The following is a 12232-nucleotide window of genomic DNA, read 5'->3' on the forward strand; positions in this document are numbered from 1 at the left end:
CCGCGGGCTTCCCGGCACCGCGAGCGCGCGGTAGCCTGTGCCTCGTGGAAGCCTGGATGCTGGCAGCCGTCGTGCTCGCGATCGTGCTCGTCATCGCGGGCGGGATCGCCTGGTGGCTTGCGCGCGGCTGCAGGCTGACCATTGTCGGCGCCACCGGCGCGGTCGTGGGCGGCGTGCTGTCGCTGATCGCGCTTGTCGTGCTGCTCGACCCCGAGGCGGGCCTCCGCGCCGCCGCGATCATCACGACGGGCTCGGGCGTCTGGCTGCTCGCGTGGGCGCTGGCGGGCGGCATCCGCGGCCAGCGGCTGCTCCGCGCGGAAGAGCGAGCGGATGCCGCGGCTCGCGTCGCGCCGTCGGTCCTTCCTGTGACGGCGACCGCCGAGCGCTGACCCGCCCGGGCCACTCGGCCGAACCGCCGGGGCAACGGTGCCGACCCGGCGCAGACGGCGCCCCGCGGACGGCGCCCCGTGCACGGCGACCCCCGGGCCGCGGACGGCGCCCGGCGCACGGCGAACCCCGGGCCGCGGCATCCACCGAATGGGGGATGCCGATCGCGCGGATGGCCGCTGGTCGAGCCCCGCTCACCCGGCCAGGCTGGGGAGCATGCAGATCCATGCGGGTGAGGATGCGGTCGCGGTACGGGTGCGCGACCTGCGGAAGACGTACGGCGACCGTGCCGTCGTGGACGGGGTGTCGTTCGACATCGCGCGGGGCGAGACGTTCGCGCTGCTCGGTCCGAACGGCGCGGGCAAGTCCACGACCGTCGAGATCCTGGAGGGCTACCGGCGCCGCACCAGCGGCGAGGTCGAGGTACTCGGTGTGGACCCGGGGCTCGGCGGGCTCGACCTGAAGGCGCGGCTCGGCATCGTCCTCCAGTCGACCGCGCAGTCCGGGCTGGCGACGGTGGGCGAGCAGCTGCGGCAGTTCGCGGGGTTCTACCCGGACCCGCGCGACGTCGACGAGGTGATCGCGGCTGTCGGCCTGCAGGCGCAGGCGAAGACGCGCATCTCGAAGCTGTCCGGCGGGCAGCAGCGGCGCGTCGATGTCGCCCTGGGGATCATCGGGCGTCCCGACCTGCTGTTCCTCGACGAGCCGACGACGGGGTTCGATCCGCACGCGCGCCGCGAGTTCTGGGAGCTCATCCGCGGGCTGCAGCGCGAGGGCACGACGATCCTGCTCACCACCCATTACCTCGACGAGGCCGCGCAGCTCGCCGACCGGGTGGCGGTGATCGCGGCCGGTCGCATGCGGGCGATCGGCCCGGTCGCCGGATTCGGTGGAGAAGAGGCACGCACGCCGGTCGTGAAATGGGTGGAGGGCGGGATGCCGCGGCAGGAGCGCACCGCCGATCCCTTCGCGTTCGCCACAGCGCTCGCCGCACGTCTCGGCGGCGCCCCCGCCGAGCTCGAGATCATCCGGCCGAGCCTCGAGGACATCTACCTCGCGCTCGTCGCCGAGGCGGAGGCCGAACCCGCGCGGCCAGACGCTGCGCGCGACGCGCCGACGGCGAGGGGACAGGTCGTGGGGACCGTCGACGACCCGACGGACACGGCCGCGACGACGGGAGGAGCCCGATGAGCACGGCGACGCGCAACGTGGCATCGACTCAGGTGAGCCGCACCCGGCGGCGGGGGCTTCTCGCCGTCGGTGTCTGGCAGGCACGGTTCGAGCTGGTGCAGTATTTCCGCTCTGGCGACACCCTCTTCTTCACCTTCCTCTTCCCGATCTTCATGCTCGGGCTGTTCAGCGTGGCCTTCGGGTCGGACGGCGACGTGCAGCTCGCACCGAACGTGCCGGCCATCCCGATGGCGCAGCTGTATCTGCCAGGCATGATCGCCGCCGGCCTGCTGCTGTCGGGCTTCCAGAACCTCGCGATGGACATCGCGATCGAGCGCTCCGACGGCATGCTCAAGCGCCTCGGCGGCACGCCGCTGTCGCCGGTGAGCTACTTCATCGGCAAGATCGGCCAGGTGCTCGTGACGGGGGTGCTGCAGTCGGCGCTGCTGCTGCTGTTCGCCTCGCTCGTGCTCGGCGTGGAGCTTCCCACGGCGCCGGAGAGCTGGGCGACGTTCGCCTGGGTGTTCGTGCTCGGCATCACCACGTCGGCGCTCCTCGGAGTGGCGCTGTCGGCCGTGCCGCGCACGGGCAAGAGCGCGACCGCCGTGGTCGTGCCGATCGCGCTCGCGCTGCAGTTCATCTCGGGCGTGTACCTCACGTTCTCGCAGCTGCCCGAGTGGCTGCAGAACGTCGCCGGGCTGTTCCCGCTCAAGTGGATGGCCCAGGGGATGCGGGCCGTCTTCCTGCCCGACCAATACGCCGCCCTCGAGCAGAACGGCGAGTGGGATCTCGGCGGGGTCGCGATCGCCCTGCTGGTGTGGCTCGTCGTCGGGCTCGTGCTCTCCCGCATCACCTTCCGGTGGATCCGCCGCGATGCGTGAGCCCGTTCGCACGCCGCGCGGTGCTGCCGCCGGACCGGCGCGGCTGCGAGGGGGGACAGGGGTCGCAGGGGCTCAACGGTCGGGAGCGGTGCCGTCCCGTCCGGTCGGCGCGTGGCCCGCGGGCGCACCGCCGCGTAGCCTGACGATGGCCGGCTCCCCGCGGTGAGCCGAGTCCGGGCGAGACCCGCACGAGGAAGCGAGGGCGACACAGCATGCTGAGCGAGCGCCGGTGGGACGCGATCGTGTGCATCGTCGCGGCGGTGATCGCTCTCGCGCTGGTCTTCCTGTTCGCCCCATCGAGCGCCGCGCGCACGGTGATCGGGCTCGGGGCGATCGCGCTCTTCGTGGCGGGGTACGCGGTCATCGGCCGCGCCGCCGTCGAGCCGCCCCGAGCCGCCTGGCGCTACCCCGCCTTCCTCTCGGTGGCCGCCGTCGCGGTGGGCATCGGTGTCGGAGCGGCGCCGTTCATGGCCATGCTCCAGACGCTGGCCTACCCGCTCGTGTGGGTCATCGGCGACTCCCGGCAGCGGGGGATCGGCGGATCGGTGGTCATCGCCGGCAGCGTGTTCATCGGGGTCATCATCGGGTATGGCGCAGACATCGATTCGGTGCTCGCCGGGGCGACCACTGCCGTCTTCTCGCTGGCCTTCGCGATCGCGATCGGGTTGTGGATCGCCCGCATCGCCGAGTACGGCGAGGAGCGCGAGCGCCTGCTGACCGAGCTGACGGCGGCGCAGGGACAGGTGGAGGCGCTGAGCCGCGAGCGTGGCGCCTCGGCGGAGCGCGAGCGCCTGGCCCGCGACATCCACGACACGCTCGCACAGACGCTCGCCGGCCTGGTGATCTTCGCCGAGCGGGCGGGTCGTCAGTCGCGTGATGGACAGACGGATGCCGCGGCCTCCACCATCGCGACCGTCGAGCAGGTGGCGCGCGATGCGCTGGCCGAGGCGCGGGCGCTCGTCGCGCGAACGGGCGCCGTGCCCCGCGAGCCCGCCTTCGCCGCCGCGGTGGAGCGCCTCGTGGAGCGGTTCCGCGCACAGGGCCGCGCGGCGATCGAACTCGACACGGACGGCGTCGCCGCCGACCTCGATCGTGAGACGCAGGTCGTCCTGCTCCGCTGCCTGCAGGAGGCGCTGTCCAACGCCGCCAAGCACGCCGACGCCGACCTGGTGCGCGTCCGCGTCCGTGTCGAGCCGGACGGTCTCGCCGCTCTCGAGGTCGCCGACGACGGCCGCGGCTTCGAGCCGGCGGCGGCCGGCGCGGGGTTCGGACTCGAGGGCATGCGGGAGCGCGTGGCGCTGGCCGGCGGTGCATTCGAGGTCGCCTCGACGACCGGCGGCGGGACGGCGCTGCGGGTGCGCCTTCCGCCGGCACAGCCGGCCGATCTCGACGAGGTCCGTGGAGGTGGTCCGGCATGATCCGACTGCTCATCGCCGACGACCATCCCGTGGTGCGCGCCGGGCTGTCGGGACTGCTCTCGGACGAGCCCGGCTTCGAGGTCGTGGCGGAGGCGTCCGACGGCGACGAAGCGGTGCGCCTCGCGGTCGCGACGCGGCCCGACGTGGTGCTGATGGACCTGCGGATGCCGCGCGTCGACGGTGTCGCCGCCACGACCCGGATCGCGGCGGGCGAGGCGGGCGACCCGCCGCCCCGCGTGCTCATCCTCACCACCTACGAGTCCGACGACCAGATCCTCGCGGCCATCGAGGCGGGCGCCTCGGGGTATCTCCTCAAGGCGGCCCCGCAGGCCGAGATCGTCGCCGGCATCCGCTCGGTCGCGGCCGGCCAATCGGCGCTCTCGCCGCAGGTGGCCGTGCGCCTGGTCGAGCGGATGCGCCGGCCGGCGCCGGAGACCGTCCTCACCCCACGCGAACTCGACGTGCTGCGGCTCGTCGCAAGAGGCCACAGCAACAAGCAGATCGCCGTCGCACTCGGCATCGGCGAATCGACCGTGAAGACGCACCTGCTCAAGATCTTCGAGAGGCTCGGCGTCACCGACCGCACGCGGGCGGCGACGCTGGCGATGGAGCGCGGCCTCCTCGCCTAGCCGATGGACGACGGATGCCTCGGACCGGCCGGTCCGAGGCATCCGTCGTCGAGGGTCAGTTGAACTGGTTCATCGTGTTGTGCTGGCCGCCCGCCTTCAGGGCCGCGTCGCCGGCGAAATACTCCTTGTGGTTGTCGCCGAGGTCGCTGCCGGCCATGTTCTGGTGCTTGACCGTGGCGATGCCCTCGCGGATCTCGCGACGCTGCACGCCCTTCACGTAGGCGAGCATGCCCTCGTCGCCGAAATAGCCCTTGGCGAGGTCATCGGTCGACAGGGCCGCCGTGTGATAGGTCGGCAGCGTGATGAGGTGGTGGAAGATTCCGGCGCGGGCGGAGCCCTCACGCTGGAAGGTGCGGATCTTCTCGTCGGCCAGCCGCGCCAGCTCGGTGTCGTCGTACTGGACGTTCATCAGGTCGCCACGGTCGTAGGCCGAGACATCCTCGCCCTGCTCCGCGAGCATGTCGTACGCCTGCTGGCGGAAGCTGAGCGTCCAGTTGAACGACGGGCTGTTGTTGTAGACGAGCTTCGCGTTCGGGATCTCCTTGCGGATCGCGTCGACCATGCCGGCGATCTGCTCCACGTGCGGCTTCTCGGTCTCGATCCACAGCAGGTCGGCACCGTTGCGCAGCGACGTGATGCAGTCCAGCACGACGCGCTGCTCGCCGGTTCCGGACCGGAACTGGTACAGGTTGCTGGCCAGGCGCTGCGGGCGCAGCAGCCTGCCGTCGCGCTTGATGACGACGTCGCCGTTGCCGAGGTCGGCCTCCGAGATCTCTTCGACGTCGAGGAACGAGTTGTACTGATCGCCGAGGTCGCCCGGCTCGTGCGTCACCGCGAGCTTCTGCGTGAGGCCGGCGCCGAGCGAGTCGGTGCGGGCGACGATGATGCCGTTGTCGATGCCGAGCTCCAGGAACGCGTAGCGCACCGCGTTGAGCTTCGCGATGAAGTCCTCGTGCGGGACGGTGACCTTGCCGTCCTGGTGGCCGCACTGCTTCTCGTCCGACACCTGGTTCTCGATCTGGATGGCGCACGCGCCCGCCTCGATCATCTTCTTGGCGAGGAGATACGTGGCCTCGGGATTGCCGAAGCCGGCGTCGATGTCGGCGATGATCGGCACGACGTGGGTCTCGTAGTTGTCGATCTGCGACTGGATGAATTCCGCGGCGGTGTCGTCGCCGGCGGCACGCGCCCCGTCGAGCTGGGTGAAGAGCAGGTCGAGCTCGCGCGCGTCGGCCTGGCGCAGGAAGGTGTAGAGCTCCTCGATGAGGGCCGGCACCGACGTCTTCTCGTGCATCGACTGGTCGGGAAGGGGACCGAACTCCGAGCGGAGCGCGGCGACCATCCAGCCCGACAGGTAGAGGTAGCGCTTGTTCGTGCTCTTCAGGTGCTTCTTGATCGAGATCAGCTTCTGCTGCCCGATGAAGCCGTGCCACACCCCGAGCGACTGGGTGTACACCGACGAGTCGGCGTCGTACTCGGCCATGTCGCGGCGCATGATGTCTGCCGTGTACTGGGCGATCTCGAGTCCGGTGCGGAAGCGGTTCTGCGCGCGCATGCGGGCGGCGGACTCGGGGTCGATGGCGTCCCAGCTGGAGCCGTGCTGCTCCTTGAGCGCCCGGATGGCGTCGATGTCGTCGTTGTAGGCGGTCATGGTGTGTCCTTTGCGGTAGGTGAGTTCGTGTCCCGAGAACTGGTCTTGGTGTCCCGATCTCCACCGGTCGAGCGGTCGCAAGCGGGGGAGATCGGGACACGCAAGACGCGTCAGTCGGTCTCGATCAGGAAGCGGGAGTACGCCGGCAGTGTCAGGAAGGCCGGGAACTCCTGGCCCAGGGCGACGTCGCGGAAGACCTCCGCCGCGTCGTCGAACCGGTCTCCTTCGTTCCGCTGCACCTCGCCCAGCACCTGTGCGATCAGGCCCTCGATGTACTCGCGGGTGATCGCGGTGCCGTCGTCGGTGGTGCGGTCCTGGTGGATCCACTGCCACACCTGCGAGCGCGAGATCTCGGCGGTCGCGGCATCCTCCATGAGGTTGTCGATCGCCACGGCGCCCAGGCCCCGCAGCCACGCCTCGAGGTAGCGGATGGCCACCGACACGTTGGCGTGCACGCCCGCGGCCGTGACCGGACGCCCGATGTGCACGTCGATCAGGTCGGCCGCGCTCACGCGCACCTCGGGACGCTGACGGTCGAGCTGGTTCGGGCGATCGCCCAGCACCGCGTCGAACTCGGCCCGCGCGACCGGGATCAGGTCGGGGTGGGCCACCCACGTGCCGTCGAACCCGTCGCCGGCTTCGCGCTTCTTGTCGGCCGCGACCTTCTCGAACGCCGTCGCCGTCACCTCGGGGTCGCGGCGGTTCGGGATGAACGCGCTCATGCCGCCGATCGCGAAGGCGCCGCGCTTGTGGCACGTCTGCACGAGCAGCTCCGTGTAGGAGCGCATGAACGGCACGGTCATCGTGACCTCGCTCCGGTCGGGCAGCACGAACCGTGCACCGCGGCCGCGGTAGTTCTTGATGATCGAGAAGATGTAGTCCCAGCGGCCGGCGTTGAGGCCCGCGCAGTGGTCGCGCAGCTCGAAGAGGATCTCCTCCATCTCGAACGCCGCCGGCAGCGTCTCGATGAGCACCGTCGCGCGGATCGTGCCGTGCGGGATGCCGACATGCTGCTCGCTGAAGGTGAAGACGTCGTCCCAGAGCTTCGCCTCTTCGCTCGACTCGAGCTTGGCGATGTAGAAGTACGGTCCGCGGCCGTTCGCGATCAGCTGCTCGGCGTTGTGGAAGAAGTAGAGCCCGAAGTCCACGAGCGAGCCCGACGCGGCCATCGTGCGGCCGGTGCGGTCGGTGAAGCGGATGTGCTGCTCGGGCAGGTGCCATCCACGGGGGCGCATCACGATGGTGGGCGTCTCGGCGGCCGTGACCTCGTAGCGCTTGCCTTCGGCGCTGGTGAACGAGAGCTCGCCGCGGATCGCATCGCGCAGGCTGAGCTGGCCCTCGATCACGTTCTTCCACGTCGGGCTGGTCGCATCCTCCTGGTCGGCGAGCCACACCTTCGCGCCCGAGTTCAGCGCGTTGATCGTCATCTTCGGGTCGGTCGGACCGGTGATCTCCACGCGGCGGTCCTCGAGGCCGGGACCGGCCCCCGCGACCTGCCACTCGGCGTCCTCGCGGATGTGCCGGGTGTCGTCGCGGAACTGCGGGTCGTGGCCGTTGCCGATCTCGAAGCGGCGGCGCATGCGGTCGGCGAGCCGGTCGTGCCGACGGGCGCCGAACCGGTGGTGGAGCTCCGTGAGGAATGCGACGGCCTCGGGAGTCAGGATCTCGTCGTACCGGGCCGACATGCGGCCGGCGATCTCGATCGAGGGCTCCTGGGTCGTGGTGGGGATGGGTCCGGTGCGCGTACGCATCGGAGTGGCGGTTGCAGGTGTCATGTCCCTGTCCTGTCTGTGCGGTCCCGGTCGTTGAGCGAGCTTGCGAGACGAAACGTGTTCGGTGGGTTCGAGGCGTTTCGTCTCGGTCGCTGGCGCTCCCTCGCTCAACGGCCGGGGAAGCGACGTGTAGTTGTCGGAGGGATGCTCCACCCGGCGTGTGGGCCGGGTCGGGGCATCCCGTGATCCGCGTTCTGGATCAACCGTCGGTCTGTCGTGGAACCACTCTGCGGTGAACTTCCGCCCTCAAACCCACGATTCGCGGTGTGAACTTTTCGGCTATTTCTGCTTTTGTGACAGAATTGCCCCATGACGACGACGTTGACCACCGATCGGGCCGGTGAACTCCCCGACGATGAAGAGGTGGATCCCTTGACCATCGGCCGCCGCATCCGGCAGCTGCGCACCGACCGCGGCATGACGCTCGAAGAGCTCGCGGGGGCAGTGGATCGCGCCCCCAGTCAGCTCTCGATGATCGAGAACGGGCGCCGCGAGCCGAAGCTCACGCTGCTGCAGGCGATCGCACGGGCGCTCGGGTCGTCGATCGAGGCGATCCTCGAGTCCGAGCCGCTCGACGAGCGGGCCACGCTCGAGATCTCGCTCGAGCGGGCGATGCGGGGTCAGACGTTCCAGGCGCTGGGCATCCCGCCGTTCCGCATCGGCAAGACGGTGCCCACCGAGGCGCTCAAGGCGATGCTGGCGCTGCAGGGCGAGATCGAGCGGCTGCGCGACGAGCGCGCCGCGACGCCGGAAGAGGCGCGTCGGGCCAACGTCGCGCTGCGCAGGCTCATGCGCACGCAGAACAACTACTTCGCCGAGCTGGAGCAGCAGGCGCGGGGGATCCTCGACGCCGTCGACCACCCGGGCGGTCCGCTCACACAGCGGACGGCATCCGATATCGCCGCACATCTCGGCTTCACACTGCACTACGTGCCCGACCTGCCGCAGACGACCCGGTCGGTGGCCGACATCAAGAACGGGCGCCTGTACCTCTCCAGCCGTCTGGCGACCAAGGGCGACCCGCGCACGGCCGTGCTGCAGGCACTCTCGAGCCGGATCCTGGGGCACCGCGAGCCCACGTCGTACGCCGACTTCCTGCGCCAGCGCGTCGAGACGAACTACCTGACCGGCGCTCTTCTCATCCCCGAGGCGCACGCGGTGCCGTTCCTGCAGGAGGCCAAGAAGGACCGATCGATCTCGATCGAAGACCTTCGCGACGCGTACTCGGTGTCGTACGAGACCGCGGCGCACCGCTTCACGAACCTCGCGACCGTGCACCTGGGCCTGCCGGTGCACTTCCTCAAGGTGCACGAGTCGGGCGTCATCACGAAGGTCTACGAGAACGACGACGTCAACTTCCCGACCGACCGCCTCGGCGCGATCGAGGGGCAGATGTGCTGTCGCAAGTGGACCTCACGCGTCGTCTTCGACGTGGACGACCACTTCAACCCGTACTACCAGTACACCGACACCGGCAACGGCACCTATTGGTGCACCGCCCGCGTCGAGCTCTCGAGCGAAGGGGCGCACTCGGTGAGCGTCGGCGTCCGGTTCGACGACACGAAGTGGTTCCTCGGTCGCGACACCCCCAACCGCGGCGTCTCGACCCACTCGATGGAGGTGTGCTGCCGCCGTGCGCCCGCCGACCTGGAGTCCGCGTGGCGCGAGCACTCCTGGCCGAACGTGCGGACGCCGCGCACGCTGCTCGCGACGCTGCCCACGGGCGCCTTCCCCGGGGTCGACACCACCGACGTGTACGAGTTCCTCGAGGCGCACGCCCCGCGCTGATCCGGGGCCGCCTTGCAGGTCGTGCCTCGCGCCGCGAGCGCGGCATGTTCCTGCGAGAGCTGCGTCGCGCGACGCAGCTCCCGCGGGAAGGTGCAGCGCTCGCGTGCGCGGGCGCCGGCGGCGAGGGCGGGCGCGCGTCAGTGGCGGCCGGCTACCCAGTCGGCGACGTGGGCGGGCCACGCGGTGCGCGAAGAGGAACCGGAGGCCTCGGACAGGTCGGCCAAGCGGTAGGCGGTGTAGATCGCGTTCACGGCGGTCCACCGCAGCGGCTCGGCCTCCCAGCGCTTCGCGCGGTGGCCCACCCACGGCAGGCGGGTGAGCTCGCTGTCGCGCTCCAGCACCAGGTCGGCGAGCGTGCGGCCGGCGAGGTTGGTGGCCGTCACGCCGGTGCCGACGTAGCCGCCCGCCCAACCGAGGCCCGTCGCACGGTCGTGCACCACCGTCGCGGCCCAGTCGCGTGACACCCCGAGCACGCCGGCCCAGGCGTGCGCGATCGGGGTGGCCGCGGCATCCGGGAAGAAGTCGTGCAGCAGGCGCGTGAGGGATGCGATCGTTCGCTGCTGCGTCGTCCCGTCGGTGTCGACGCGCGAGCCGTAGCGGTAGGGCACACCGCGTCCGCCGAACGCGATGCGGTCGTCGGCGGTGCGCTGCGCGTACATGTACACGTGCGCGAAGTCGCCCAGGGTGTCGCGGGCATCCCAGCCGACGGCATCCCAGAAGCCGCCGGCGAGCGGCTCGGTCACGATCATCGACGAGTTCATCGGCAGCCACGTGCGGTGCTCGCCGCGCAGATCGGCGGTGAACCCCTCGGTCGCGCGCAGCACATGCGTCGCGCGCACCGTCCCGCGGTCGGTGACGGCGCGGCCCGGGGCGATCTCGATCACGCGGGTCTGCTCGTGGATCGTGACACCGAGGCGTTCGACGGCCTCGGCGAGGCCGCGCACGAGCTTGGCCGGGTGCACGCGTGCGCAGTGCGGGTGCCACACGGCGCCGAGCGTGCCGGCGATGCGGATGCGGGATGCCGTGGCCGCGGCATCCATCACCTCCACGTCGGTGTGTGGCCATGACTGCTCGGCCGCAGCGCTCGCCCGCAGGCGCGCGAGCTGCGCGGGCGTGCGCGCGACCTCCAATTCGCCGCCCTTGACGATGTCGGCGTCGATGCCTTCGCGGGCGGCGACGGCGATGACCTCGTCGACGGTCTCATTGAGCGCGCGCTGCTGCGCGATCGCGGCGTTGCGACCGTGCGTCCCGGCGTAGCGCTCGCGTCCGCCCGTGACGGTGTTCGTGAGCCACCCGCCGTTGCGGCCGGATGCGCCGAAGCCCGCGAACCGCTGTTCGAGCACGACCACGCGCAGGTCGGGCTGTTCGCGTTTGAGGTAGTACGCGGTCCACAGTCCGGTGTAGCCGGCGCCGACGATGGCGACGTCGGCGTCCAGGTCGCCCGGCAGCGGGGCGCGCGGGGCGGGCGTGCCGCCCAGGTCGCGCCACCACCACGACACGTCGCCGTTGGGAACTGCGGGTTCGGCCATGCGCCCATCCTGCCCTGGACGCGTCGGAGGGGTTCGTGCTGCGGGTCGGACGCTTCGTCTCGCTTCGCTCGCTCAGCGACCGGGTTGTGCTCCTGCGGGTCCGCGTCGGTCCTCCGCGCTCCCGCGCCACGTCGACTCTCGGCGTCGGCGCCGCCGACCCGCCCGCCTCCTGGTCGCTGAGCGAGCGCCGGCGAGACGAAGCGCTTGCCGGCTCGGTCCCGGTCGCTGAGCGAGTGCCGGCGAGACGAAGCGCTTGCCGGCTCGGTCCCGGTCGCTGAGCGAGCGCCAGCGAGACGAAGCGCACCCTGCCGACCCAGTTCGAGGCTTCCTGGCCCTGGTCCCGGTCGCTGAGCCGGGGTCGGCGAGACGAAGCGCTCAGCCCACCGGGCCGTCGAGGGCGCGCAGCGCCGCCCACAGCTCGGCGCGGGTCGCGAACGACGCCAGGTCGCGGCCGAGGACGCGCTCGATCAGCGCCAGCCGGGTGCGGACGGTGTGCCGGTGCACGCCGAGCGACTGGGCGGTCGCCTCGTGCGAGCAGTCGGCGTCGAGCCAGACCTGCAGCGTCTCGACCAGGTGCGTGCCCTGCGCGGCGTCGTGGTCGTACAGCGGTGCCAGCTCCGCGCGCGCGAGCGCCCGTGCATCGTCGGTCAGCGCCGACAGCACGCCGGCGCGCGCGACCTCGGCGAACGCGGTGACCGCACCGGCACCGCGGTCCCGGGCGACCCGCGCCTGGCCGAGCGCGGCGGCGAACGCGTCGTAGCCCGCGGGGTCCGACAGGCCGACGCGCACGTCGAAGCGGTCGACGAGGTCGTGGATGGTCGACGGATCGTCGGCCGGGACGACGAGCACGAGCCCGTCGTCGCCGCGCCCGAAGAACAGCGCGCCGCGCCGCTCGTCGGCCCACAGCTCGAGCAGCTCGGCGATGCCGTCGACGCGTGCGGCCGCGGCATCCGTCACCGCCACCACCACCGGCGCGGCCGGGAGCGGTCCCCACAGCTCCCGTGAGG

The 12232-nt window shown here is 71.3% G+C and carries 10 protein-coding genes; 6 read left to right on the forward strand and 4 right to left on the reverse strand.

Annotation, left to right across the window (positions count from 1 at the left end; translation table 11 throughout):
* Positions 1 to 44: 44 nt before the first annotated feature.
* From ACI3KY_RS04265 to ACI3KY_RS04285, 5 genes are all read left to right on the forward strand, one after another.
* Positions 45 to 389, forward strand: a complete 345-nt coding sequence (locus ACI3KY_RS04265; RefSeq protein WP_404928962.1) for a hypothetical protein — start codon at positions 45 to 47, stop codon at positions 387 to 389.
* 214 nt (positions 390 to 603) lie between these two features.
* Positions 604 to 1578 carry an ABC transporter ATP-binding protein gene (locus ACI3KY_RS04270; protein ID WP_404928963.1) on the forward strand — a complete coding sequence of 325 codons (975 nt, stop codon included), beginning with the start codon at positions 604 to 606 and terminating at the stop codon, positions 1576 to 1578.
* Positions 1575 to 2438: an ABC transporter permease gene (locus ACI3KY_RS04275; RefSeq protein ID WP_404928964.1), complete on the forward strand. Its 864-nt coding sequence runs from the start codon at positions 1575 to 1577 to the stop codon at positions 2436 to 2438. The genes ACI3KY_RS04270 and ACI3KY_RS04275 overlap by 4 nt, the downstream gene beginning before the upstream one ends.
* Positions 2439 to 2650: 212 nt before the next feature.
* Positions 2651 to 3856 (forward strand): sensor histidine kinase, encoded by a 1206-nt coding sequence (locus ACI3KY_RS04280; protein ID WP_404928965.1) that lies wholly within the window; start codon positions 2651 to 2653, stop codon positions 3854 to 3856.
* Entirely contained in the window at positions 3853 to 4485 is a 633-nt protein-coding gene (locus tag ACI3KY_RS04285; protein WP_404928966.1) for a response regulator, read from the forward strand. Before ACI3KY_RS04280 ends, ACI3KY_RS04285 begins: the two co-directional genes overlap by 4 nt.
* A gap of 55 nt (positions 4486 to 4540) precedes the next feature.
* On the opposite strand, the gene ACI3KY_RS04290 is transcribed toward ACI3KY_RS04285, so the two are convergent.
* Both ACI3KY_RS04290 and aceB read right to left on the reverse strand, forming a co-directional pair.
* A complete protein-coding gene (locus tag ACI3KY_RS04290) occupies positions 4541 to 6136 on the reverse strand; it encodes an isocitrate lyase (RefSeq protein ID WP_404928967.1) in 1596 nt (531 codons plus the stop codon).
* A gap of 110 nt (positions 6137 to 6246) precedes the next feature.
* Positions 6247 to 7887 carry a malate synthase A gene (gene aceB / locus ACI3KY_RS04295; RefSeq protein WP_404928974.1) on the reverse strand — a complete coding sequence of 547 codons (1641 nt, stop codon included), beginning with the start codon at positions 7885 to 7887 and terminating at the stop codon, positions 6247 to 6249.
* 330 nt (positions 7888 to 8217) lie between these two features.
* Here aceB and ACI3KY_RS04300 point away from each other — a divergent pair, with 330 nt between their 5' ends.
* Entirely contained in the window at positions 8218 to 9696 is a 1479-nt protein-coding gene (locus tag ACI3KY_RS04300) for a helix-turn-helix domain-containing protein (protein WP_404928968.1), read from the forward strand.
* Between the two features lie 137 nt (positions 9697 to 9833).
* On the opposite strand, the gene ACI3KY_RS04305 is transcribed toward ACI3KY_RS04300, so the two are convergent.
* Together ACI3KY_RS04305 and ACI3KY_RS04310 are read right to left on the reverse strand one after the other, a co-directional pair.
* Positions 9834 to 11225: an NAD(P)/FAD-dependent oxidoreductase gene (locus ACI3KY_RS04305; RefSeq protein WP_404928969.1), complete on the reverse strand. Its 1392-nt coding sequence runs from the start codon at positions 11223 to 11225 to the stop codon at positions 9834 to 9836.
* Positions 11226 to 11600: 375 nt separating this feature from the next.
* Positions 11601 to 12232: PucR family transcriptional regulator (locus tag ACI3KY_RS04310; protein WP_404928970.1), on the reverse strand; the 632-nt coding region annotated here is incomplete at its 5' end.

Source organism: Microbacterium sp. ZW T2_14 (assembly GCF_044987405.1).
Classification (GTDB): Bacteria; Actinomycetota; Actinomycetes; order Actinomycetales; family Microbacteriaceae; genus Microbacterium.

What these genes read in the sequence shown, in the direction of transcription:
- ACI3KY_RS04270 (WP_404928963.1), top strand. Translation starts at nt 604, where the DNA reads ATGCAGATCCATGCGGGTGAGGATGCGGTCGCGGTACGGGTGCGCGAC.
- ACI3KY_RS04275 (WP_404928964.1), top strand. Translation starts at nt 1,575, where the DNA reads ATGAGCACGGCGACGCGCAACGTGGCATCGACTCAGGTGAGCCGCACC.
- ACI3KY_RS04280 (WP_404928965.1), top strand. Translation starts at nt 2,651, where the DNA reads ATGCTGAGCGAGCGCCGGTGGGACGCGATCGTGTGCATCGTCGCGGCG.
- ACI3KY_RS04285 (WP_404928966.1), top strand. Translation starts at nt 3,853, where the DNA reads ATGATCCGACTGCTCATCGCCGACGACCATCCCGTGGTGCGCGCCGGG.
- ACI3KY_RS04290 (WP_404928967.1), bottom strand. Translation starts at nt 6,136, where the DNA reads ATGACCGCCTACAACGACGACATCGACGCCATCCGGGCGCTCAAGGAG.
- aceB (WP_404928974.1), bottom strand. Translation starts at nt 7,887, where the DNA reads ATGCGTACGCGCACCGGACCCATCCCCACCACGACCCAGGAGCCCTCG.
- ACI3KY_RS04300 (WP_404928968.1), top strand. Translation starts at nt 8,218, where the DNA reads ATGACGACGACGTTGACCACCGATCGGGCCGGTGAACTCCCCGACGAT.
- ACI3KY_RS04305 (WP_404928969.1), bottom strand. Translation starts at nt 11,225, where the DNA reads ATGGCCGAACCCGCAGTTCCCAACGGCGACGTGTCGTGGTGGTGGCGC.